The 23,602-nt window shown below is 70.1% G+C and carries 22 protein-coding genes; 10 read left to right on the top strand and 12 right to left on the bottom strand.

Annotated elements, in window-relative coordinates; genetic code table 11:
• Nucleotides 1-64: 64 nt before the first annotated feature.
• Complete coding sequence (locus O7603_RS06720) at nt 65-916, top strand: Imm1 family immunity protein (protein WP_281574805.1); 852 nt, start codon at nt 65-67, stop codon at nt 914-916.
• A 355-nt stretch (nt 917-1,271) separates the two neighbouring features.
• On the top strand, nt 1,272-1,682 hold the full coding sequence (locus tag O7603_RS06715; protein ID WP_281574804.1) for a hypothetical protein: 411 nt from the start codon (nt 1,272-1,274) through the stop codon (nt 1,680-1,682).
• A 273-nt stretch (nt 1,683-1,955) separates the two neighbouring features.
• Here the strand turns inward: O7603_RS06715 and O7603_RS06710 are convergent, their stop codons facing one another.
• Nucleotides 1,956-2,924, bottom strand: coding sequence for a DUF5937 family protein (locus O7603_RS06710; protein WP_281574803.1), 969 nt, complete (start codon nt 2,922-2,924; stop codon nt 1,956-1,958).
• Between the two features lie 110 nt (nt 2,925-3,034).
• Here O7603_RS06710 and O7603_RS06705 point away from each other — a divergent pair, with 110 nt between their 5' ends.
• Nucleotides 3,035-3,553 (top strand): tetratricopeptide repeat protein, encoded by a 519-nt coding sequence (locus O7603_RS06705; RefSeq protein WP_281574802.1) that lies wholly within the window; start codon nt 3,035-3,037, stop codon nt 3,551-3,553.
• 1,400 nt (nt 3,554-4,953) lie between these two features.
• On the opposite strand, the gene argS is transcribed toward O7603_RS06705, so the two are convergent.
• From argS to O7603_RS06685, 4 genes are all read right to left on the bottom strand, one after another.
• Complete coding sequence (gene argS, locus O7603_RS06700) at nt 4,954-6,672, bottom strand: arginine--tRNA ligase (RefSeq protein ID WP_281576634.1); 1,719 nt, start codon at nt 6,670-6,672, stop codon at nt 4,954-4,956.
• Between the two features lie 272 nt (nt 6,673-6,944).
• On the bottom strand, nt 6,945-7,688 hold the full coding sequence (locus O7603_RS06695; protein ID WP_281574801.1) for a serine/threonine protein kinase: 744 nt from the start codon (nt 7,686-7,688) through the stop codon (nt 6,945-6,947).
• A gap of 218 nt (nt 7,689-7,906) precedes the next feature.
• The gene (locus O7603_RS06690) at nt 7,907-8,194 is read right to left on the bottom strand and encodes a hypothetical protein (RefSeq protein ID WP_281574800.1); all 288 of its coding nucleotides are present in this window, start codon (nt 8,192-8,194) and stop codon (nt 7,907-7,909) included.
• Between the two features lie 227 nt (nt 8,195-8,421).
• The gene (locus O7603_RS06685) at nt 8,422-9,156 is read right to left on the bottom strand and encodes a hypothetical protein (RefSeq protein WP_281574799.1); all 735 of its coding nucleotides are present in this window, start codon (nt 9,154-9,156) and stop codon (nt 8,422-8,424) included.
• Between the two features lie 464 nt (nt 9,157-9,620).
• Here O7603_RS06685 and O7603_RS06680 point away from each other — a divergent pair, with 464 nt between their 5' ends.
• Nucleotides 9,621-10,115: a GNAT family N-acetyltransferase gene (locus O7603_RS06680; RefSeq protein WP_281574798.1), complete on the top strand. Its 495-nt coding sequence runs from the start codon at nt 9,621-9,623 to the stop codon at nt 10,113-10,115.
• Between the two features lie 174 nt (nt 10,116-10,289).
• Here O7603_RS06680 and O7603_RS06675 read toward each other — a convergent pair whose 3' ends face one another.
• Nucleotides 10,290-10,826: an HAD domain-containing protein gene (locus O7603_RS06675; RefSeq protein ID WP_348651070.1), complete on the bottom strand. Its 537-nt coding sequence runs from the start codon at nt 10,824-10,826 to the stop codon at nt 10,290-10,292.
• Nucleotides 10,827-11,526: 700 nt separating this feature from the next.
• Nucleotides 11,527-12,861 carry an MFS transporter gene (locus tag O7603_RS06670; protein WP_281574796.1) on the bottom strand — a complete coding sequence of 445 codons (1,335 nt, stop codon included), beginning with the start codon at nt 12,859-12,861 and terminating at the stop codon, nt 11,527-11,529.
• A gap of 117 nt (nt 12,862-12,978) precedes the next feature.
• Between O7603_RS06670 and O7603_RS06665 the strand changes: the two genes are divergently transcribed.
• Nucleotides 12,979-14,070, top strand: coding sequence for a DUF5937 family protein (locus tag O7603_RS06665; protein ID WP_281574795.1), 1,092 nt, complete (start codon nt 12,979-12,981; stop codon nt 14,068-14,070).
• Nucleotides 14,071-14,353: 283 nt separating this feature from the next.
• Here the strand turns inward: O7603_RS06665 and O7603_RS06660 are convergent, their stop codons facing one another.
• From O7603_RS06660 to O7603_RS06650, 3 genes are all read right to left on the bottom strand, one after another.
• Nucleotides 14,354-14,854 (bottom strand): hemerythrin domain-containing protein, encoded by a 501-nt coding sequence (locus O7603_RS06660; RefSeq protein ID WP_281574794.1) that lies wholly within the window; start codon nt 14,852-14,854, stop codon nt 14,354-14,356.
• Nucleotides 14,855-14,991: 137 nt separating this feature from the next.
• Nucleotides 14,992-15,861 (bottom strand): NAD(P)H-hydrate dehydratase, encoded by an 870-nt coding sequence (locus O7603_RS06655; RefSeq protein WP_281574793.1) that lies wholly within the window; start codon nt 15,859-15,861, stop codon nt 14,992-14,994.
• The gene (locus O7603_RS06650) at nt 15,845-16,576 is read right to left on the bottom strand and encodes a histidine phosphatase family protein (RefSeq protein ID WP_281574792.1); all 732 of its coding nucleotides are present in this window, start codon (nt 16,574-16,576) and stop codon (nt 15,845-15,847) included. Before O7603_RS06650 ends, O7603_RS06655 begins: the two co-directional genes overlap by 17 nt.
• A 174-nt stretch (nt 16,577-16,750) precedes the next feature.
• Between O7603_RS06650 and O7603_RS06645 the strand changes: the two genes are divergently transcribed.
• Entirely contained in the window at nt 16,751-16,987 is a 237-nt protein-coding gene (locus tag O7603_RS06645) for a hypothetical protein (RefSeq protein ID WP_281574791.1), read from the top strand.
• Between the two features lie 63 nt (nt 16,988-17,050).
• Here the strand turns inward: O7603_RS06645 and O7603_RS06640 are convergent, their stop codons facing one another.
• Complete coding sequence (locus O7603_RS06640) at nt 17,051-18,616, bottom strand: glycosyltransferase family 39 protein (protein WP_281574790.1); 1,566 nt, start codon at nt 18,614-18,616, stop codon at nt 17,051-17,053.
• A 193-nt stretch (nt 18,617-18,809) separates the two neighbouring features.
• Here O7603_RS06640 and O7603_RS06635 point away from each other — a divergent pair, with 193 nt between their 5' ends.
• The 4 genes from O7603_RS06635 to O7603_RS06620 are packed head-to-tail and all read left to right on the top strand — an operon-like array spanning nt 18,810 to nt 23,050.
• Nucleotides 18,810-19,709, top strand: coding sequence for a glycosyltransferase (locus tag O7603_RS06635; protein WP_281574789.1), 900 nt, complete (start codon nt 18,810-18,812; stop codon nt 19,707-19,709).
• Complete coding sequence (locus O7603_RS06630; RefSeq protein WP_281574788.1) at nt 19,706-20,701, top strand: NAD(P)-dependent oxidoreductase; 996 nt, start codon at nt 19,706-19,708, stop codon at nt 20,699-20,701. Before O7603_RS06635 ends, O7603_RS06630 begins: the two co-directional genes overlap by 4 nt.
• A gap of 23 nt (nt 20,702-20,724) precedes the next feature.
• Nucleotides 20,725-22,041, top strand: coding sequence for an acyltransferase (locus O7603_RS06625; RefSeq protein WP_281574787.1), 1,317 nt, complete (start codon nt 20,725-20,727; stop codon nt 22,039-22,041).
• Between the two features lie 37 nt (nt 22,042-22,078).
• The gene (locus O7603_RS06620; RefSeq protein ID WP_281574786.1) at nt 22,079-23,050 is read left to right on the top strand and encodes a DNA primase small subunit domain-containing protein; all 972 of its coding nucleotides are present in this window, start codon (nt 22,079-22,081) and stop codon (nt 23,048-23,050) included.
• A gap of 5 nt (nt 23,051-23,055) precedes the next feature.
• Here O7603_RS06620 and O7603_RS06615 read toward each other — a convergent pair whose 3' ends face one another.
• A complete protein-coding gene (locus O7603_RS06615) occupies nt 23,056-23,535 on the bottom strand; it encodes an Lrp/AsnC family transcriptional regulator (protein WP_281576633.1) in 480 nt (159 codons plus the stop codon).
• Nucleotides 23,536-23,602: the final 67 nt, after the last annotated feature.

Here is a 23,602-nt window from a genome sequence, read left to right as displayed (position 1 = left end):
TCGCAGGGGCTGTCCCGACCTCGACCAACAACGCCAGCAGGAAACGATCTCGCTGCTTGATCGGATGCACACATCTGGCCGCCGTCCGTGCGCGCAGGTACTCGACGAGCCGTCACTGCCGGAGTCGCTGGGCGAGCTGACCGGCCTGACCTGGCTGGGCCTGTCCAATAATCAGCTCACCGTACTGCCGGACTCGCTGGGTAACCTGACCTCGCTCACCTGGCTGGACCTGGCCCACAACCATCTGTCGACGCTGCCGGAATGGCTGAGTAACCTGACCGCCCTCACTCGGCTGGACTTGACCGGCAACCGGCTCACCGCGCTGCCGGATTCGCTGGGTAACCTGACCGCCCTCACCCACCTGTACCTGACGGAAAACCACCTCACCGTGCTGCCCGATTCGCTGGGTAACCTGACCGCCCTGACCCGGCTAGATCTGGCCGGTAACCTACTCACCGTGCTGCCGCAGTCGCTGGCTCACCTCACCGCCGGAGAGCATCCGGTGAACGCACCGCTGCAAGCCTGGACCGAGGACATCGGCACCACCACCGTGGCCGACCCCGCCGACCTCGACGCCCTCTTCGACCGCATACCGCGGGATCATCGCAGCGGCATCGAGCTGGCCAGCGAAGACGGCAAGCGTCGCCTGCACATCACCCTTGATGGGGCCCGATCCGGCCTGTTTTGGGAAGGCGAGGCCGACGTCATGGTCAGCTGGGGACCGGTACCGCCTGGCGCCCCACCCGGCCAGACAGCCGGCGACGCCGACTACGCGATCAACGACCCGTGGTTCACCCCCGCAGGCGCCGACCCCTTCGACATCGAAATCACTGAAGAACAGGCCCGACAGGCCGGCCACGAATTCCTGCGCACCGGCCGCCGTCCCACCAACATCCAATGGGTCGACAAGCCGTAACGGCTACCCTTCGGGCCGTCGACCGGTGCACCCCGAAGCTGGCGGCCACCTCCATGACATCTGACCCGGCCAGCACCGCACGAACCGCATCCAGGCGTTGCTCGACAACCGACAAGACAACCAGTGCCAATCCCGGCCTCCCCGAGTCCCGACGCCCCGCGGAGACGTCGGACCCAGAGTGCCGAAACCGACCACTGTCGCAGATCACCTGGCGGACGCGTGTCGCACATAAGCCGACGGAGGACAGGCCGGCCGCCGGCCGGTCGCCGGCACCCCGGAGCCGGCCGAACCCTTCGCCGTACTCATCCGATGAGCGGGTGTTGGCCGACGGTGGCGATGATCAAAGGTGTGGGGCATGGGCCACGAGCACCACATCTTTCACAACCCTCCGCCGGCAACGCCAGCCGGTGTGCGGGCGGCGCTCGATCGCGATGACATCGTCGGCGCCCTGGATGCGATGGTGGGATGCGCGCTCTACGGCGATGGCGACTGGAAGGAAGCGCAGGAGCTCTACCTGGGTCTGCTCGATCACGATGACCAGCAGGTGCAGGCGCTCGCCGCCACGTGCCTCGGGCATCTGGCAAGGGTCTACGGTCGGCTCGACGAAGATCGTGTAGTCGCCGCGCTCCGTCAGGCGCGCGTCATGCCTCACGTCAAGGGGACTGCCACCAACGCGTTGGAGGACATCGAGCTCTTCCTGCATCCTCGGCGTGCTCGCTGGCGAGGGCGCCTGTGGCGACTTGTCCGCCCGTGGACTTGGTTCTAACGCAGGTGCGCAGAGCCTTCAGCATGCCGTTGTGCCGCTCGGCGAGCGTCACGACATCTGACGGGAGAACAAGAGTTTCAGCGCACCCTCTTGCCGGTGGTCAGCTCTTGACGTCACGGTCCAGTAGTCAACCTCGAATTTGGCTCCGTCTGCGCTGGGGACGACTCGCGCCGGCCGAAGCCATACGACCACTGGATAGCGAGCATGCCTGCGCCCCTCAGCAGCCCGACGTCCGCTACGAAGTAGAGCGCCCAACCGGCGAGAGCCGACAACCTAGCAGAGGGCGGCTTCGCCGAGGGAGGTGCGCCGGTAGCGGATCTCGTGCCGGTGTCGTTCTCCGACCACGAACCCGGCGTCACGCAGCACCACCAGATGCTCCGAGACCGTGCCGTTGGCCAGCGCGTGACTGTGGGCCAGCGAGGTCGTGCTGGCCGGCTCGTCGAGGCTGAGCAGCAGCGCCGCCCGGGTCCTCCCGATCAGCCGTCCCAGCGCCGCATGCCGATCGGTGGACGGGGGCTGCCAGAGGGTGCCAAGCCCGCGCGCCGGATAGATCACGGTGGGTTGCCACGGCGGGTCCACGATGACGACGACCTGATCCCACTTGAAGGCGCTGGGCACCAGGACGAGCCCTTCGCCGCGCAGGTCGCGATGCTCGTCGTCGCCGTACTCGCGGGTCAGCGTGCCGTTGTTCCAGCGCAGTCGGGGATGCAGCTCAGCGAACAGCCGGTCCAGGCCACCTTCGGCGAGACGTCGGGTCTGAAAGCTCACATCGGTGTGGAGCAGCCCGCGCACCTGCTGCCAGACCGGTTCGAGCAGGACCTCCCACGCCTGCTTCACGAGTGAGACCAGCGTCCGCAGCACTGCGGCCGGATCGCCCAGCAGGAGCCGTCCGGTCGCCGACGCGGCCGCCCCCGGGGTGTCCGCCAGTGACCGTCGCACCTCTGCGTGTACCCGGTCATGGTCGCTGGCCGCGACCGCGGCGAGTTCGTCCTCGAAGCGGGCGTGCGGACCGACCGGAGGTGGTGACAGGAAGTCGGGGGTGTAGCCGCGACGGGGCTGAAGCAGTGCGATCGGTCGCAGGTCGAGTTCCCGCAGGTCGAGGGTGTCGAGCCAGCGGCGGTGAGGGCCGACGCCTTCCCGCGGGGACAGCAGGCGCACCGCGGACAGCGTCTCGAGCATGGGCGAGATGGCGAAACGGCAGCGCAGCAGGTCGGCGGCGCCGAACTGTAGCGTGACCGCCATTCGTCTCTCCCTGGAGCTGAGATTCGGCATGCACCGAATCACTCGCGTAGACGTTACCAGCGCTCGCAGAGTGTCTCTCGTCCGAGCCGACGATCAGGAGGAGAACGAGGATGAACCCGAGCGCCGACTGGGAGCAGCGCAGTGCGGATCTGTGGGCGGCCTTCAACGCGGGGCCGGAGGAGTGGGACGAGGAGGAGTTCCGCCGACGTGTCGGCGCTCTCGCTGACGAGTTGGAGCCGAATCATCCGGTGGCGGCGTTCGAGCGGGCCTGCGCCTGGGACTCGACCGGCCACTCGGACCGTGCGGTACCGCTCTACCGCAGGGCGCTGGAACTGGGCATCGACGGTATCCGCCGCCGACGCTCGTTGATCCAGATGTCCAGTTCACTGCGGAACATCGGGCAGGCCGAGGAGTGCGTCCGACTGCTGACCGAGGAGCGCGGGCGCGGGTCCGACGAACTCGACGACGCGGTCAGCGCGACGCTCGCCCTGGCGCTGACCAGCGTAGGCCGGGAACGTGAGGCGGTGTCGATCGCCGTCGGGGCGCTCGCCAAGCACCTGCCGCGCTACCAGCGCTCGATGGCCAACTACGCCCGGCTCCTGGTCGAGCCCGGACGATCTGCCGATTAGGGCCCGAGTGACAGTCGTCTGATCCGGCGGTGCAGGCTCACCGCCGGATCAGGTCGGCGGCGGGACGTACCGGGCCTGGAGCTGGCCAAAGCCATCGTCGAGTGCCGTGCAGTCCACGGCGTCACCCGGCGGCAGGAATCGTTGGCGGAACCGACGGGGCGCAGGGTCGGGCGCCGGCGGGCCGGGCGGCGTCCAGCAGGGCAAGGGCGGCCTGCTTGGCGTGCGTGCCGGCGCTGGTTCGGTCGTGGTGCGCGGCGACCAGGGTCGCCCCCTCGACCAGGAGAAGTAACTGGCGCCCCAGGGTCTCCGGGTCGGCTGCGCCGGCGCGCCGGGAGAGTTTGCTCGCACCGGTGATCCTGCTCGCGTGGGACAGTGGCGCGAGTTGTAACGAGACGCCTTGCGGATCCGCGCTGTCCGTCGGGCGGATCTGCCTCTCGAGAGGGCTCGGCGGTTCGCGGCTGGCTTCGGCCGGCTGGACGGTCTACGACTGCCCGACCGGAGATCCGCTATGACCTTCTCCCCGAGCCCAGCACCCGCCAGTCAGGGCTTCACGTAATGCTGACGGGGGAACAAGCGCGCGAGGCGCGGCAGGCGTTGCTCAATCTCGGCGACACTGTCGCTGTCCCAGGGTTGATCGATTGGTTCCGGGGTTCCCGCCGTGCCGGACGAACCGAATCCCACGCACGTTCGCTGGGCGATCCTGGGCCCGCCCCTCGCGACGGCCTTCATGCTTGGGCTCCTCGCCGTGATTAGCGCGGTGACGGGCAGCGACCCAGACCTGTGGGTGCGTCCGGCAGTGCTGGTTCCGGGCGGACCGTTGGTCCTGTTCTGGTGGCAGGTGGTGGTCCGTCCGCGGCATCGCTGGTGGGCGCTTGGGACCGCCCTCGCGGTGACCGTCGTTGCCTACCTGGTGCTTTACCAGCTGGTCCTGGTCGGGCTGCCGTTCCCGTGGGACGGCGTGGTCAGCGTCGCCGTCGCCGTCGCCGTCGCCGGCTGGCTGGGCGCCTTCGCCTACGTCGCCGTCTCTCAGCGACTCGCGGCGCCGTTGCCTCGCGGCAAGGCCACCGAGGGCAGCACCGTCGCGCCGCGTGAGGTGTACGAGGCGCGGTTCGGCTTTTACCCGCCGCGACCTGCTGCTGCCCACCGGCGCCGTCTTTCCCACCGTCGGCGTCCTGTTGCTCCGCGACGAACCTCTCCCCGCGTCGGGCGCCATCGTGATCGGCGGTGCGTTGCTGCTGCTACGGCTCGTCAGTGTGCTGGGCCGTGGGGGTGCCGGCCGACATCCTGGCGGACGTGCGGACCGTCCTCGTGCGCCGTGTTGGTGAACGCTTCGACGCGGTCGAATAGTCGGTAGTGGGGCGTGCTCGTGCCGCGAGCCGAACCTGTGATCACGTTCCTGATCACATTCGTTCTGGGGTCCGAATGCCGAGTACGTAGAGGCCTTGCCGGAGCATCCGGGCGGTGAGGTCGCAGAGCACCAGCCGGCTTTCCCGGAGTGGTCCGTCGGCCCGCAGCACGGGGCACCGCTCGTAGAACGTGCTGAACGTGGCGGCCAGCCGGTACAGGTACCCGGCGAGGTGGTGGAATTCCAGGTTCACCGTCACCTCGTCGACCACCCTGCCGAAGCCGATCAGCTCCAAGGCGAGTGCCCGCTCGGCCGGCTCGGCTAGCGAGATCCCCGCTTCCGGCTGGGCCGTCACGCCGGCTCGCCGGAAGATCGACCGGATCCGTGAGTACGCGTACTGAAGATAGGGCGCAGTGTTGCCGTCCAGCGAGAGCATCTGCTCCCAGTCGAGCACGTAGTCCCGGTGCCGGTCACTGGACAGGTCCGCGTACTTGACCGCGCCGATGCCCACCGCCCGGCCCACCTCGGCCGCCTCAGCCTCGCCCAACTCCGGGTTCCGCTCCCTGGCCAATGCGGTGGCCCGGGCGATCGCCTCCTCCAGTAGCCCGACCAACTTCACCGACCCGCCGGCTCGGCTGCGCAGCATCCGCCCGTCCGACCCAAGGATCGAGCCGAACCCGATGTGCTCGGCCCGCGCCGGCGGGGCCAGCCATCCGGCTTGCGCGGCGGCGGCGTAGACCATCTCGAAGTGCCGCCGCTGCGGTAGCCCGACCACGTAGAGCAGCCGGGTCGCGCCCAGCGTGGCAGTCCGGTGTCGAATCGCCGCCAGGTCGGTCGCGGGGTAGCCGTATCCGCCGTCGGACTTACGGACGATCAACGGCAGCGGCGCGCCGTCGCGCCCGGCGGAGCCGGGCGGGAACACGCAGGCCGCCCCCTCGCTCTCCCGCAGCAGCCCGAGTTGGTCCAAGTCCTCGACCACCGGGCCGAGCAGGTCGTTGTAGCTGCTCTCACCGTGGAAATCCCGCTCGGTGAGGGTCACGTCGAGCAGGTCGTACACGGTCAGGAAGTACCGCTCGGACTGCGCCACCAGCAACTCCCACAGCCGCAGCGTTGCCTCGTCGCCGCCTTGCAACGCCACCACCCGCCGCCGGGACCGTTCCCGGAACGCCTCGTCGGCGTCGAATTTGGCCCGAGCCGCCTTGTAGAACGAGTCCAGATCGCCCATCGACAGATCCTGCGCCGCCTCGGCCTCGCCCGGGTCGACCAGGTGCTCGATCAGCATGCCGAAGGGCGTGCCCCAGTCGCCCAGGTGGTTGGCCCGCAGCACCCGGTGCCCCAGCCACTCCAGCAGCCGGGCCGCCGCGTCGCCGATCACCGTCGATCGCAGGTGCCCGACGTGCATCTCCTTCGCCACGTTCGGCGCTGAGTAGTCAACCACTACAGTCTCCGGCGCGGCGGCCACCGGCACTCCCAGCCGTGGGCTGGTGGCCAGCGCGGAGACCAGCCCGGCCAAGGCGTCGTCGGCGACGGTCAGGTTGAGGAAGCCCGGGCCGGAGAGCTCCGCCACACTGCACAGGTCGGCCAGCTCGGCGTGCTGCAGCACCTCGGTGGCGATGGCGCGCGGCGGCCGGCCGAGCCGCCGGGCCAGTGCCAGCGCCGCGTCGGACTGGAAATCAGCCCTCTGGGAGCGCCGCACAACCGGGTCCACCGGCTCGCCCGCCACCGTCGCGAACGCCGGCGCCAGCCGGTCGGCCAGAAGTTTCTCCAGATCCATGGGTACGCCGATCTCGCTCGGATCCGCGGCGCGGATCACCGGATGAGGATGCGGGCGGACCGAGGACGATCGACGATGACCGGCGGCTCGATCCGCCGGTCGCAGAGAAGATTGCTCAGCGCAGGCGGTCGTTGGACCACCGGCGTCGCAGCGCGCCGAACGGGACGTCGGGGGACGCCGCCGGGAACGCATGCGAGCTGGTCATGCCATCAGCTTAACCGGGCGGGCCGGCTGCTGCGCAACGCCATTCCCCAGGCCGGCCAATGCCCGGCTCAGGCCGTGCACGTGGATCGCCACTCGGCGACCAGCTTCACCACGTCGGGGTGTCGATCTTCCGGCGCCGGCCGGGTGGCGTGGTGCGCGAGCTGGCTTTGGGCCGGGGAGCCTCGCCAGCCGTGTGGGGAGTCGAGCAGGTGCTGGATGGTGCGGCCGAGGGTGTACACCGTGGTCCGCTGGTCGATGACCGCACCACGGACGAACTCTTCCGGGGCCATGTAGCGGCGGGATCCGGGCAGGTGGTCGGCGTCGAGGGTGAAGGGGCCGGGCCGGTACTCGTCCAGGTCGATCAGCCACATCTGTCTGCTGCCGAAGTTGTAGAGGAAGCAGCCGTGATACAGGTCGACCGCGACGTGGCCGGCCGCCGTGATGGCCACGTGCGCGTCGAGGATCGTGGTGACAGCTGCCTCGACGTCGGGGAGAGGCATCTGCTGGAAACGGGCAAGTGCCGCCCGGTCCGAGCCGTGCGTGGTGGCGTGGTTGAGAACTGTGCCGTCGTACCAGGGGTAAACCAGCAGGGGTCCGTCGGGGCCGTCGAGGACCTGCGCGGGGCGGATGATCGCTGGGTGCTGAACTGCGGAGTGAAACTGCGCGGCCCGGAAAAGAGAGAGTCGGGCCCGCACGGTGATGGCCTTCTTGACGAACCAGCGGCGCCCGGCCTCCTCGACGCCGTAGGACAGGCATCCCGAGTCTTGATCGCTGAAGACCGTGAACGCGGACGCGAGCGGCAGGTCGGACATGCTGGCGAACCTACGCCCTCACGGGGCCGCCGTGGCGTCGACTATCACGAACCGCGGCGGCGGCAGGTGATTCCTGGGCAGGTTCTACCGATGGGGATGGTAGGCGATAGCTCAGCGGTCGGCGGTGGGCAAACAGAGCGGCTGGCGGGTCGTGGTGGGACGCCGGGACGCTGGTTGGACCCACTGAATCCGAACTGCTCGGATCGGACCGCACGTCGCTACTTACTCTTCGCGCGTTTCGTGTTGGCGGCTATCCGGACATCGCGGAAGTCGATAACCGCCTCACGAGCCACCCCGATCAGGACGGCGAGGTCACCGTCTGCCAGCAGCAGGACGTCGTCAAGCACGGCCGGCGGCACCTCCAGTTCCCGCGGCCCGTAGCAGTCGTGCCACGCCATATCCATCAGGTGTAGTAGGTCGAGCGCGGCTTCGACCTGCTGGCCAGCGAACAGCCCTTCGATGCGCGGCTTGCGTTCTCGTCGGCGTTGCTCGCTGCCAATTGCCACGGATAGCCCTTCGGGCGGCGTCCGCTGCCTGATCTAGGTGATCGGCTCGTCGTCTTCTACGCACTGCGGTCGATCTTATCCGGCACCCTGCAGCGCCCGCTCATGCCGCCGTCCGTGCGCGCAGGTAAGCGAAGAGCCGTCACGCTCGGTGTTCGGCGTCCCGTGGTGCCCGGCATCCTGAACTGCCGTTGGTTAGTGCGCGGTCGTGCAGCAGGGGCTGACGATGTTCAGGTATCGCACCACACTGGCATGAGCCCACCCTCCGCGCGGTAGAAGAGATACGGCCTTAGGTCGGGTGAAATGGTCAGTGTGCGATACAGCATGGACGGGTTGCCGACGGCGGCGAGGATTGGTTGGGAGGCGAGCAGGTCGCGAAGGCCGGAAAACGGCCATGAGGTACCGAGCAGTCGTCGGAGCCGAACCAGAATCGTCACAGCTTCCGGCGGCACCCGATCGACATAGATATCGGCGCTGGTAGGCAGGTCCCAACTCGCCGTCGACTCGCTCCGTCGACAGCCAGGCAGATGCTCGATAGCAGGGGCAGTAGAGCTCACCCCGGCCAGGCCGCACCACCAGTCCACATCAATTCTCACCTCGCCGGTCTCCAGCAACGCGTGCTCGAACCACTCGGGGTCGACCGTTGACGCCACGCCGCGGACGGCGACAGCCGCGACCTCATCGGGCAAACGGACATCGTGCTCTTCGACGTAGTGAGCCAGGCCTTCAGGCCACACGAAATACTCTCCATCGGTCTGCTCGGTGCTGCCGTTCGCGGCACCACACAGCCGGCAGACGGATACGCCGGCCGCAGCGACGAAGTCCGTGCCGGATCGGAGGTACGCCGCAACAGCCCGCTGCAGTGTGGCGTCGGCGTCGGCGACCACAAAGCCGCAGACATCGGGCAATCCTTCCGACACCGCCGGACCGTCCCAGTATCCGATCAGCCTGAGAATCTTGGTCATCGTCAAGCACACCCCACGACCGAATCAAGGACGCTCACGGTAGCAAGTGGAGTTGACGGAGGCAGAGGGCATGCGGGCGAGCACACCGATGATCGACTGAACTGGGACGGAGCCGACGTTAGTAAACCGCCGCGCACACAGACATCCGCACATGCCGCTGACCGCGCGGTCTTGACCGGCATCGAGGATCGCATGCCCCAGCGAAGGCGGCACGCCGGTTACGCACCACTGTGACAGCCGAGCCCGGAGAGTCGACCAACTGTCACCTTCAAGTGAAGCCGATGTGTAACGGATCAAGTGGAGACCGACATCCGGCTGCCGGCCGTGTCGGTCTCCAGTTGATGCGTTACACATCTGTTCCAGTTGATAGGTGACAGTTTCGCCGGCCGATAGGGCCTTGTCGCCACACCGCGTCACCGGATACCGCCTTGCGTGCTTCCCGCACCTGGGGCACCCTTCCCCGCATGATCGAGACGCGTGTGCTCACTGAAGGCGACTGGAAGATGTGGCGAGAACTGCGGCTCGCTGCGCTGGCGGAGGCGGCGTACGCGTTCGGTTCCCAACTGGCGGACTGGCAGGGCGACGGTGACCGTGAGGAACGCTGGCGCGGTCGGTTGGCCATCTCCGGTTCGTACAACATAGTGGCGATGCTCGACGGGCAGCCCGTCGGAATGGCCAGCGGGGTGCCGACCGATCAGGACGGCGTCCTCGAGCTGATTTCCATGTACGTGGCGCCGGTCGGACGTGGCCGGAGTGTGGGCGATCACCTCGTGAGGGCGGTCGAGCAGTGGTCTCGGCAGGTCGGCGCGGAGACGCTTCGCCTGGCCGTGGTGGAGGGCAACAAGAACGCCTGGGCGCTCTACCAGCGGAACGGCTTCCGGGACACGGGTGAGCTAGGCGACCTCATGCCCGACGGCGTGCGTCGGGAGCACATCATGACCAAGAGTCTCGTGGCTTAGCGGTCGGCCGTCGATCGAGGGCGTTCGACCAGGGCTGCACAGTCGCTAGCCAGTGGGTCGGGGATAACCCATCGAGCGGGGTCAACCTGTAGCGCGTCAACCGGAGTCGGACACCGGCTCGCGACCGTGGCTGCCGGCGGGGTCGGGCTCCAGTTGATGCGTGACGGATCGATGTCAGATGTTGGGTGACACCTCCGGCTGGACGATCTCTTGGCGGCGTGCGGCAAGCCATCGCTCGATGGCGGCAAAGTCGGGACCGGAAAGCCCAACCCGTGGGTCAACACGGTGGAGAAGTGCGGGTCCGGGATGGTTGGCGGCGACCCAGGCTCGGTCAACTTCGCTGATCTCGTCGTCGACCCAAACAAAGGGACGTCCGGCCGCCCAAGCGACCAGGGCCTTGGTCTTCCAGTGCAGCCGCCGAATCGGGCGCTCCTCGTCACCCTCCAGCCAGTCGACGACAGGCAGTGCTGGTAAGCCGATCCGCGGTGCCACTTCCTCGTTCGCATCGGCCATCCACGTGGTAGCCCAGACCAGCTCGCACCCGAGCGTGCTGAGCCGCTTTCCGTGCATCGGATTGAGCCTCGACAGGAGTGGGTTGGACATCTCGTCCCATTGGCCGCTGGCTTCGGCCCTGGCTGCACGCGCTTCAGAGTTCTGCGGCGGCCCCCCACCGATCGGGATGAGCGGTCCATCCACGTCGAGGAAGAGCAAGGGACGCTCGGCACCAGCGGTCACCGTCGCACGATAACGACCCCGTCCCGCGGAGCGACACACACCAAGTGAAGCCAGCCCGTCGCGCATCAAGTGGAGTACGACAGATGGCGGGCTCCACGTGATGCGTTACGGATCGCTGTCACTTGATCCGTGACACGTCCGGCTAGGGCCTGTCCTGTCGATCATGGAACGGTGCGGCAGGGCGTATTGGCTAGAATCGTGCCGTGGCTGTGGCCAACATGGTTGAGAAGTTCGGCGCGGAGGACCTCCTCGAACGCTGATGGGATCTGCCGCCAGAGATCATCGAGGCGCTGCGCGCGCATGTCGAAGTGACGCCAGACGGGTGGGTCGTGGACGTGTGGCCGATGACGATGCAGCTCGCCGCCATCGTGCAGTCTTGGGTTGACGAGCCTATCGATGTCGAGTCGGGTTCCTGGTTCGTCAACTCTGCGCAGGTCGCTGCTTGAGGCGAGTCATCGAGGTCTTCGGAGCCAGATGATGGCGGCGATCAGGATCATGCTGGATGGGTAGAGGGATGCGCGTTAAGCGTAGCTGCGGCCTGTCCTTCAGCTTCCGTCTGGCGTCTCCGGCGTCATGCCGAGCAGACGGTGGCCTCCGCACGGTGGTGGAGGACTTCACGATCACGGTGGGCCGGTACCAGGCGTTGGTGCTCTCGGGTCGAGTAGCCGGGAGGGATCTAACCTCCGGCTTTCACAGATCTGGATGTACCAGGCTCACCGTGAACGCGCTTGGTCAGGGGACTATCGATGGCCGGGCTCCCGCCGTCTGGCACGGCATGACTGATGGATTGCCCATGCGAACGGTGCAGACGATGCCGTCGAGTGCCCAGCCGCACCGTCGCTGCGCCCAACAGGGTCGCGGCGGCCAGCGGCAGCCACAGCGCCGCCGCGCCCAGGCTGAGCAGACCGGTGATGATGATGGGGTCGACGGCCCGGGCCAGGCCGTAGCTGAGCTGCCAGCGGGCGAGCGCGCGCCCCATCAGGTGTGGCGGTGCTGACTCGATCACCAGCGGCACGCTGCTGCCGGTGTAGAGAATTTCACCCAGCGTGTAAGGCACGATGACCAGCGCGACGAGCACCGTACCGTCGCCGCCGCCGGTCGCCCCGCCGAGCCAGAAGCCGAGGTAGGAGGCGGCGAGCAACAGGCCGGACCAGAAGAGCACGGTGCGGTGCGGCCACTTCGCGAGGCGCACGACCACGACCAGCTGCAGCGCAATCACCATGACGGTGTTGGCGACGAAGATGCCCGAGGGCCACGCCAACGACGCGTGCAGGCCCTGCACCAGCAGCAGCGGCAGGGCGATCTCGAGGATGTCGGCGTAAAACGCGTACGGAATGCCGGCCAGAGCCAGGACGGTAACGGGGCGTAGGCCGGCACCGCGCGCTTCCTCCGTTGCCGCAGCCGGAGCGGGGGCCGGAACATCTTGATGGGGCAGCGGCACCCGGGCGATCACCGCCGCACCGAACGCGCACCCGAGCGCCGTCGCCAGCGCGAGCCAGCGGAGCGCCTCCGGCCCGCTCGCGACCAGAACCGTGCCGAGCAGGGCGCCGGCGCCCAGGCCGGCGTTGCGCAGCGAGCGGCCCGCGGCCAGCGCCGCCGCACGCTGGGCCGGGCCGGCCAGCGCGGCGACCAGCGCGGAATTGGTGGGTGGAGCGATCTGCGTGCCAACGCCGATGAGCACGACACCGATCGCGAATCCGGCGATGCCGGGCACCAGGGCAAGCAGCAGCGACCCCACCGCTCGCACCAGTAGCGCGGCGACGGCGGGCGCCCGCCGCGCTCCGCGGTCGATCCACCATCCGGCGAGCGGGACGGCGCCGAGGCCGGCCAGCATGCCGACGGTCAGCGTCGTACCGGCCTGCGGCGCGCTGAGCCCGATCAGCACGGCGTAGATCACGATGAACGGGCGCAGCATCCCGGAGGTCGCTGCCTCGACTGTGGCGCTGAGCGCGTAGCGGCCGCCGCCCGGGATGCGGGCCAGCTCACGAAGCGTCGTACGGGTGGTCGTCACGGCCCGATCGTCCGGACGTACGGCTGCGAAGGGACCCAGGTTGGCCAGCGTCGTCAATCCATGCCTCGTCGATTGACGAACGACGTCAATCGGTCTGCCCGGGCGCGGACCCCTGTCATGATCGGTACCGTGGTTACCTCGGTCGACATCGCCGGCGTACCAGCCGATCGGATCCGGATAACGCCGTCGCCGCTCGCGGAACTCGGCGCGGTGCTGCACGTGCTCGCGGAGCCGCAGCATCATGCGGACACCGCCGCGGTGGTTGCGAGAATGGCGGCCGCCCTTCCCGCAGAGCTGGCTCCGGACCTCGAGGAATTCGGTCTGCTCTGGCACTCCGGCCGGGCCGACTTCCTGTTCCCACCCGAACCGCGGCCGAGCCTGCGCGAGGAACTCGACGACGTCGACCGCCTGGACGACGAGCGCTGGGTCGCTGCGGCGCTCGCCGCCCATCGGGCCGTCTCACCGGCGCCGCGAGTGTGGTCGCCGCTGCGTGACCCGATCGTGCGGCAGCGGGCGCTGGCCGCCGCCCGCGCCCGAGGGCCGCGGCAGGCTGCGTGGGCCGAGCGGGTGCTCGACGATCCGGCCGCCGAACGCGAGCGGGTACGACGCTTCCTGCTCGCCTGCGAGTCCGCCTTCTTCGGCACGGTCTGGAAACGCGTCCGCCCGGCGCTCGCCGAGGAAGCCGACCGTCGACGCTTCGACCTGGCTCGCGAGGGTATCGGCGCCCTCCGCCGGATCTCGCACGCGATCGGGGTCGACACCGAGCGCGGCATTCTGACGATCGACAAGCTGCAGGACCAGACCGCAGACGGTCGCGGCGGCGGGATGACGCTCATCCCGAGCGCGTACGGCGCACCGCATATGACCGTCGTGTATGCGCCCGGTTGGCTGCCCGTGCTGCAGTACCCGGCACCGGGCTGGGACCCGCGTCCGGTGTTGCGGGTGGACGAGCTGGATGCTCGGCTGACCGCGCTTGCGCATCCGCTGCGGCTACGCTTCTGCCGCACGCTCGCCCGAGGACCGCACACGACCGGCGAGCTGGCCGACTTTTGGCAGGTGACGGCGCCGGAGGTGTCCAGGCACCTCGCGGTGCTGAAGGCGGCCGGGCTGCTGATCTCGGCGCGCCGCGGCCGCTACGTGACGTACCGCCTGGACATGGAGGCCTGCACCGGCCTGGGACAGCAACTGGTGGACGTCCTCGGGCGCTGAACAGCCAGGACGCGGATGTAGGCAGGAAGACGAGGTCGACGTTGTTCATCGCATCCGCCTGAGAGGTCCGGGGCACAAGCCGACCCCGACCTGCTGGCGGCCTCCGGCCAGCACTGGCCGGCCGGCCACGCACAACGACCGCGCAGCGCCCGACAGAGCAGCCTCTTGATCGACTCCGGGCGGGGAAAGGGCCGGGCGCGGCGGGCCGGTCGTTTCCATGCATCACTTGACGCGGCGACAGGCCCGGCATTCCGCCGGGCCCGTCGCCGTCGTCCACCGCCGGTCAGGCGGTTACCGCGTCCAGGGACTTCTTGATCGCCTTCGCGTCGGTCGGCTTGCGGGGCGCGTCCGCGCGGAGCGCGATCATCCGCTCGCCGATCTCCTGGAGCTGCTTGCGGCCGAGCGCCTCACGCACCTTGGGGAACCACTCCTGCTCCTCCTCCTCGACGTGGTGCAGCACATTCTCGATCAGCACCGTCGTCTTGGCGTTGAAGTGGTCGTCCTCGGCGTCCATCGTGAACAGCTCGGCGCAGAGCAGGTCGGCGACGTGGTGCTCCTCGTACGACTCGAGGATGTCGTCCTCGAGGTCGGGCAGGAGCTTGCGGACCTCGGGGTACATCACCTCGTTCTCCAGGTAGGTGTGCACCGTGAGGGCCTCCAGGATCTGCCCCACCAGCTTCTGCCGCTGGCTCGCCGGTCCCTCCTCGGCGTCCTGGAAGGCCTTGAACAGACGGCGCATCTCCTTGTGGTCCTCTTTCAGCAGGACGATGGCATCGGTGGACACCGGCTGACCTCCTCGATCCGTGGGGTGGTGATCGTCCGGTACCCGGGAGGTGAGCTGCGGAAACAGCTGTCCCTCAATAGCGTTGGGGTCGGCGTCGGTGCGCCGAGCCCCACAACCGGACCCGAGTGCGGCAGGCGTCACACCGTGGCGATGGTGTGCGGGATCTCGTCGAGCAGCTCGCGGGCCAGGAAACCGATCCGGCCGTACTGCGGAACCAGGCGTTGACCGCTCACCGCATGGGCGTACGCCGCCCAGCAGGCCGCCTGCGCGGGCTCCGCGCCGCGCGAGAGCAGACCGGCGAGCAGCCCGGCCCGCACGTCCCCGCTGCCCGAGGTGCCCAGGCCGGCGTCTCCGCTCTCCTCCCGCCAGCTCCGGCCGTCCGGGCTGGCGACGTGCCCGTAGAGGGAGACCACCGCGGCGTACCGGTCGGCCAGTTCGGCCGCCTCGGCGTCCAGGTCCTCGCCCGGCTCCCGGCCGAGCAGGTGCCGCGCCTCGGTGAGGTTCGGGGTCAGCACCACGGGCCGACCCGAGCCGACCAGCAGGTCCGGTTCGTGGCTGAGCGCCCCCAGGGCGTACGCGTCGAGCACCACCGGGGTCTGCGGGCCGGCCGCGTCGAGCACCAGGTGCAGCAGCCGCCGTGTCTCCTCGATCTCGCTGAGCCCGGGGCCGACGGTCACCACGTCCGCCTCGGCCACCAGGTCGGCGAGCCGGTCGCCCGGCTGTCCCGAGACCGCCCCGTCGCTGGTCTCCGGCAGGCCCACCACGAGCGCCTCGGGCACCTGGATGCTGAGGGCGGCCGCGGTGGACTCGGCCGCGGCCAGTTGCAGGACGCCGGCGCCGGCGCGCAGCGCGGCGACGCCGGCCAGCAGCACGGCGCCGGGGGTGAACCGGGAACCGCCGACCACGAGCACGGTGCCGCGGCTCTCCTTGCCGCCGGACGGTACGGGCAGCGCCCAGTCGCGCAGCAGCGCCGGGGTGATCACCTCCGTGTCAGACCGGTTCGGCACGGACCTCGTCCTCCCATGTCGGCCGGGCGCCCTGCCGGTGCAGGTGGCCGACGTCGTTGAAGGTGTCCAACGTCAACCGCCCCGAGCCGTCCGCCGACCAGCCGGTGACCGAGCAGTTCATGACCACCTGCTCGCGGGTCAGCGCCATCAGTTCGGTCTCGGTCAACCCCTCGACCAGGTAGCGGAGCACGAAGACCAGCGCGTCGTGGCCGAACAGCAGCACCCGCTGATCCTCGTGGTCGCGGCGCAGGTCGCCGAGGAGCGTACGCAGCCGCAGCGCCACGTCGGCCCACGACTCCCCGCCCGGCGGCCGGTAGTAGAACTTGCCCAACCGGGTCCGGCGCCGCGCCTCGTCCGGAAACCGGGCGCGTACCCCGTGCGCGGTCAGCCCGTCCAGGATGCCCAGCTCCCGGTCGCGCAGCCGTTCGTCCCGGCTGACCGGCACGCCGGTGCCGGCCAGCGCCAACTCGGCGGTGCGCACCGCCCGCAGGTACGGCGAGACGACGGCCACGTCCGGGCGGCGCTCCGGCGGCAGACCGGCGAGCCAGCGCCCGGTCGCCCGGGCCTGCTCCTCGCCGGTGGGGGAGAGCGGCACGTCCGGATCCCGGTGGGTCAACCCGATCAGCTCGGCGCCGGCGGACTCGGCCTGGGTCGCGGCGACGTTTCCCGTGCTCTCCCCGTGCCGGACGATCCAGAGCGTCGCCAGTTCCGCCATGCCGAGACCCCTACCCGAGGGCCGCCCGGGATAACCGTGGCTGGTGCGCCCCCGGGCAACGCGGTCTCCGGAACGGCGCCTCCCACGAGTCCGGGCACGGGCGCCGGCCGGCGCGTGAACGCGCCGTGGTCGGGTAAGCGCCGGGTCCACGAGAGCCGACAGGGGAGGTACGCCGTGGCCACGACGATGGAGCGGATGAGTCCGGTCAAGGACAAGAACTATGACCTGATCAGCACGCTGCAGCATTCGTTGAAGAACGTCTACCGGATGCAGACGTACATCGACGACGCCGAGCAGCGCGGCGACAGCGAGCTGGCCAACTGGTTCCGGGCCATCCAGGAGAACAGCCGCAAGGCGGGTGAGCAGGGCAAGCAGATGCTCATGGCCCGCATGCAGCAGGAGAAGCGCTGACCGGGGGCGGTCGCCGGCCGGGCGTACGGAACGACCGTGCCCGGCCGTCGGCCGCGCCCGGCCTCAGCCCTTTCGCTGGAGCAGGGCCACCGTCAGGCCGCGCGGGTGCTCGACCCGGACCACGTCGTACCGCTCGGCCAGCGCGGCCGACTGCTTGCGCGGAAGGCCGGTGAGCGGCTCGTCGGTGACCTTGGGCAGGACGACCCAGATCCGCGGCTCGTCGCGCAGGCAGCGCGCCGGCTCCGGGCAGTCCGCGCCGAACAGCTCCGCCCGGTCCGCCGCCGACCTGGCCTGGAACACGTTGCGCGGCGTGATGTCCTTCGGCAGGTAGTAGCGCACGCCCGGGTCGTGCATCCACCACCAGGGGCCGCCGGCGGCCATCCCATCGCCGGGCTGGTATTCGGCCGCGATCAGCCGGGCCGCCTCCGAGTAGGAGAGCGGCTGGAACGCCCGTGCCTGCGGGTAGGTGTACCAGCCGTGCGAGAACTCCGCGCGCAGCGCCTGCTGGCCGGGGACCGCCAGCGCCGCGACCACCACCAGCGCCGCCGCCACCAGCGGGACACGGCGGAGCGCGGCGACGCCGGCGCCGGCGAGCACCGCCCACGCCGGCAGGACGAACAGCAGGTACTTGGAGAAGAAGTAGTTGATCTCGCCGGTGGAGGCCACGAGGATCACCGGCAGCGGCAGCACCGCGATCAGCGCGGCGGTGGCGGGCCGCGACGTCGTGCCCGGCCGGCGGCGGAGGTGCGCCAGCAGGCCGAGCGCGGCGAGCGCGGTCAGCGCGGCGGCGAGCAGCGTCGACCCGACGGTCTGCTCCCAGACGGTCCACGGCTGGCTGTCCGGGATCCAGCTGATCTGCCGCCCGGCCTGCCGCATCCCGCGCATGATCACCGGCAGGGCCAGCCCCAGCCCGGCCCCGACGCTCAGCGCGAACTGCACCAGCAGCCACAGGCGCCGCTGCCGCCACCAGTGCACCAGGACGGCCACCCCGTGCCCGAGCAGCAGGGTGAGCGAGACCACGTTGAGCACCCCGAGGGCCGCGACCGTCAGGGTGTAGGCGGCCCAGCGCCACAGGCCGGGCCGCTCCAGGGCCCGCAGCAGGAACAGGGTGGCCAGCGCCGCGCCGAGCACGACCAGCGCGTACGAGCGGGTCTCCTGACCGAACCGGGTGACGGTGGGAACCAGGGCGAAGACGAAGCCGGCGGCGACGCCGGTGGTGCGGTCGAACAGGCGCTGGCCGGCCAGGGCGACGCACGCGGTGGCTACGGTCATGGCCAGCGCCGAGGGCAGCCGTACGGCGGTGGGCCCGGCGCCGACGAGCGTCGTCCAGGCGTGCATGAACAGGTAGTACGCCCCGTGCACGGCGTCGACGTTCTCGAGCAGGCGCAGGATCTGGCGGGTCGACCGGGTGGCCACGTCAACGGTCACCAGCTCGTCGTGCCACATCTCGGGCTTGCCGATGTGCCAGGTGACGACGAGCGCGGCGAAGGCCGTGGGGGCGAACCAGGCGCTGAGCGCCACCCGGCGTACCAGCTCACCGAACCCGTCGCGGCCCGCGCGGGCGGGCTCCGGTTGCTCAGCGCCGGTGCTGGGGCGGTGGGTGTCCGTGGCGACGGCGCTGTCTGACATCGGCGTCCGATCGAGGCGTGTGGTTTCGGCGCCGACGATGATAGCCCTCGCCGTGTCCGGCCGCGCCCCGGCGGAACCCGTCGGCGACGCCGGAACCGGCAGTCATGATCGCCGGTACCCGACGCGCGGCGCGGCCTGATAATGTGGCCGCGCCTTCGGCTTACCGACACGCACAGTTAGGTTCGCGTTACCCATGACCTTCGACATCATGCTGCCTTACTACGGGAGCGTCGCTCTCATGCAGGCGGCCGTACGCAGCGTGATGGCCCAGACCGATCCGGACTGGCGGCTCACGGTCGTCGACGACGGCACGGAGCCGGGGGTGCCGGAGTGGTTCGCCGGCATCACCGACGAGCGGGTGCGCTACCAGCGCAACGAGCGCAACCTCGGGGTCACCGGCAACTACCGCAAGTGTGTCGGCCTGGCCGAGCACGAGTACCTGGTCATGATGGGCACCGACGACATCATGCACCCGAACTACCTGGCCACCGTCCGGTCGGTGATCGACGAGTACCCCGGCGTCTGCATGATCCAGCCCGGCGTCGAGGTCATCGACGCCGACGGCGTCGTGGTCAACACCATGGTCGACGAGGCCAAGCGCAGGCTGTACGCGCCCAAGGTCGACGGTCGCCGGCTGATGGGCGGCGAGGAGCTGGCGGCGAGCCTGCTGCGCGGCTGCTGGTTCTACTTCCCGTCGATCTGCTGGCGTACGGACGCGCTCAAGGCGGTCGACTTCCGCGACGAGTACCAGGTCATCCAGGATCTCGCCCTGGTCATCGACCTGATCCGGCGGGGCGAGCAGATGGCGGTCGACACGACGGTCTGCTTCCAGTACCGCCGGCACGCGGTCAGCAAGTCCGCCGCGGACGCGGTCAACGGCTCGCGGTTCACCGAGGCCCGGGCCTACTTCCTGGAGGCGGCCGAGCTGATGGAGGCGCAGGAGTGGCCGCGGGCCGCCCGCGCCGCCCGCCGGTACACCTCGTCCCGGTTGCACGCCATCACGCTCCTGCCGACGGCGCTCCGCTCGGGGCGGATGGCCGGTGTGGCGAGCCTTTCCCGGCACGCGTTCGGCCCGGCCAGCGACAGCCGATGATCAAGCAGGGGGATGACATGGTCATCAAGCAGCGGAGCCACGGCGAGGGCGCCGACGGCCGGTTGCGGGTGGTGGTGCTCGGCGGCACCGGCTTCCTCGGCCAGCCGATCTGCCGCCGACTGGCCGACCACGGCCACCAGGTGGTCGCCGTCGCGCGGAACCCCCGCGACCTGGGCGGCGACGTCGCGGTCCGGGCGCTGGACCTCGCCGACGCCCGCGTCGAGGACATCGCCGCGCTGCTGCGCGACGTCGACGCGGACGTGGTGGTGAACGCCGCCGGCGGCATGTGGGGGCTCACCGACGAGCAGATGGTCGCGGTCAACGTCACCCTGGTCGAGCACCTGGTGGCGGCCGCCGCCCTGCTCCCGCGCCCGGTCCGGCTGGTGCAGCTCGGCAGCGTGCACGAGTACGGGCTGGTGCCGGTCGGCGCCTCGATGCCGGAGACCATGCCGCCCGCGCCGGTCATGCCGTACGGCGAGTTCAAGGTGCGCTGCACCGAGGTCGTCGCCGAGGCCCACCGGCAGGGGGCCGTCGAGGGCGTCACGCTGCGGATCGGCAACGTGATCGGCGCCGGCCAGCCCGGCCACAGCCTGCTCGGCGTGGTGGCGGGGAAGCTCCGCGCGGCCCAGCTGGCCGGAGGGCGGGCCCGCCTCGAACTCGCCCCCCTCGGCTCCCAGCGGGACTTCGTCGGCCTCGACGAGGTGGTGGCGGCGGTCGTGCTCGCCGCGACCCGGCCCGGCATCGGCGGGCACGTGATCAACATCGGTCGCGGGGTGGCCGCGAGCGCCCGTGATATGGTGCACCTTCTCATCGACGCGAGTGAGGTCCCGACGGACCTGGTCGAGGCGGAACGGACCGGTCCGGCCGAGACGACCTGGCAGCGGCTGGACATCGCACTCGCCGCCGAGCTTCTCGGCTGGGCGCCGAGCGACGATCTGCACACCGAGATGAAGCAGTTGTGGGAGCACTCCGTCGCGCGGGTGCCCGCCTGATGGTCGAGAGGGTATCTGGCCGCATGACGACTACCGCAGCCTTCGTCCGGTCGCGCGGCACGCTGGCCGACCTGCTCTCCGGGCGCAGCAACGGCATCGGCCTGATCCGGCTCTGCCTCGCCCTCGGCGTGGTGATGTCGCACTCCAAGCCGCTCGGTTTCGGCGCGCACGACCTCGGCTACTACCTCTTCGACCGGCAGACCAACGTCGGCACCATGGCCGTCTACGGCTTCTTCGTGCTCTCCGGTCTGCTGATCACCCGCAGCGCCCGGCGGACCGGGCTGATCCGCTACGCCTGGCACCGCGCCCTGCGCATCTTCCCCGGCCTGTGGGTCTGCCTGCTGATCACCGCGCTGGTCGTCGCGCCGCTGGTGGCGCTGCGCGAGCGCGGCACCATCGACGGCTTCTTCGCCGACCCGTGGGCGCGCGGCGGCCCCCTGGCCTACCTGCAGGCGAACTGGTGGACGGGAGTACGGCAGTACGGCATCGACGGCCTGCTCGCCAAGACCACGCCGTGGGGACAGGAGACCAACAGCAGCGTCTTCAACGGCGCGCTCTGGTCGCTGAAGTACGAGATGTTCTGCTACGTGGTGGTCGGCGTGCTCGCGGTCACCGCGGTGCTCCGCCAGGCCCGGCGGTTCGTGCTGTTCCTGACGATCGCCCTCTACCTGAGCATCTTCCACGACTGGTGGAGCTCCGGGCAGTTCAGCGGCCCGATGTCGCAGGCGGCCTGGACCTTCAACTCGCCGCTGGTCGGCGGGATGAGCATGTTCTGGATCGTCTACCTCGGCTTCCTCTTCGCCTTCGGCGCCACCCTCGACCTCTACCGGGAGCGGGTGCCGATCAACGACGCGCTGGGCGTCGGCTCGGCCGTGGCGCTCGGGCTGTCGCTGCTCTTCGGCGGCTTCTTCGTGATCGGCCTGCCCGCCTTCGCGTACCTGCTGATCTGGCTGTCGGTGCGGATGCCGCGCCGGCTGCACTGGGTGGGCCGCAAGAACGACTACTCGTACGGCATCTACATCTACGGCTTCGTGTTCCAGCAGGTGATGGCGAGCCTGGGCTGGAGCCGGTGGGGCTACGTGCCGTTCGTCGCGATGTCGATCGCGGCCGCCTGGGCCGCCGCGTTCGTGTCCTGGAAGCTGGTCGAACGGCCGGCGCTGCGGCTCAAGGACTGGACGCCCGGCTTCTTCGCCCGCCGGTCCCGGCCGGGGCTGCCCGTCGAGCGGCAGAGCGCGGCGGCCGAGGAACCGGCAACCGCGCCCGGCGCGCCGGCGCCTCGCGTCGACGCGCCGACCCAGGAGATCCCGCAGCAGCCCGCCACCCTGGTCCCCGGGCGGTAGCCCCACCGGCCCGCCGGGACGTCGTACCCTCGTGGGCGTGGCGGGCGCAGCCGAGGAGATCCAGGTCGGGGAGCGGGTCGTCCGTGTCTCCAGCCCGGACAAGCCCTACTTCCCGCAGCGGGGGCTGACCAAGCTCGACGTGGTCCGCTACTTCCTGGCCGTCGGCGACGGTGTGCTGCGGGCGCTGCGGGACCGGCCGACCATGCTCGAACGCTGGCCGCGGGGCGTGTTCGAGGGGGCCAAGATCGGCACCCGGCAGGACAACCGCGGTGACGCGTTCTACCAGAAGCGACTGCCGGCCGGCGCGCCCGAGTGGGTGCGCACCGCGCACATCACCTTCCCGAGCGGACGCACCGCCGACGAGGTGGCGCCCAGCGAGCTGGCGGTGGTGATCTGGGCGGCGAACCTCGGCACCCTGCGCTTCCACCCCTGGCCGGTCTCCGCCGCCGACGTGGAACGGCCCGACCAGCTGCGGATCGACCTCGACCCGATGCCCGGCGTGGACTTCGCCCAGGTGGTGCCGGTGGCCCAGGAGGTGCGCGCCTTCCTCGACGAGCTGGGCCTGACCGGCTACCCGAAGACCACCGGCGGGCGGGGGCTGCACATCTACCTGTCCATCGAGCCGCGGTGGAGCTTCGGCGACTGCCGGCGGGCGGTGCTGGCGCTGGGCCGCCAGATGCAGAAGCGGCTGCCGGACCTGGTCACCACCACCTGGTGGCGGGAGCAGCGGGACCGGCCGGTGTTCGTGGACTACAACCAGATGTCCCGCGACCACACCATGGCCTCCGCCTACTCGATCCGGCCGACCCCCCGCGCGCTGGTCTCCGCGCCGCTGGACTGGGCCGAGCTGGACGACGCCCGCCCCGAGGACTTCGACGTGGTCTCCATGCCCGCCCGGTTCGCCGAGCGCGGCGACCCGCACGCCGGCCTGGACACGCGGCGCTTCTCGCTGGAGCCGCTGCTGGAGTTGGCCGACCGGGAAGGGCTGGAGGCCCCACCGGAGCGGTGACTTCCTCACGCCCAGGGGCTGCTCGCCCCGTCGAACTCCTCGAAGACCAGCCAGGTGCGGGTGGAGAGCACACCCGGGATGCTCTGGATCCGGCCCAGCACCACGTCCCGCAGCGCCGCGTTGTCCGGCGCGCGGACCAGCGCCAGCACGTCGTGGTCGCCGCCGAGTAACGCGGCGTGCTCGATGTAGCGCACCTGGGCCAGCTCCGCGGAGACCTCCCGCCACGTGTTCTGCTCGATCGTCAACGCGATGTACGCCGACGTGCCCAACCCGGCCGCCTCCGGCGCCACCTGGGCCCGGAAGCCGGTGATCACGCCGTCGCGCAGCAGCCGCTCCACCCGCGCGTACGCGTTCGTGCGGGAGATGTGGATCCGTTCGGCGAGGGTGCGCACCGAGGTGCGTCCGTCCCGGACCAGCTCATCCAGGATCCGACGGTCCACCTCGTCCAGCGGGCGGGCCGATCGTCCCGCCGCCGCGGCCGGCACCGCTTCCGACCCGGTCTCCTGACTCACCGACGCCCCTTCCGCGTGCCATCCGTCCCACGTTTGCTGT

Origin of the sequence: Micromonospora sp. WMMD812 (genome assembly GCF_027497215.1) — a bacterium.
Lineage (GTDB): Bacteria > Actinomycetota > Actinomycetes > Mycobacteriales > Micromonosporaceae > Micromonospora.
The sequence above is the reverse complement of the archived record's forward strand: the minus strand, read 5'-3'. Positions and strand labels throughout refer to the sequence as shown.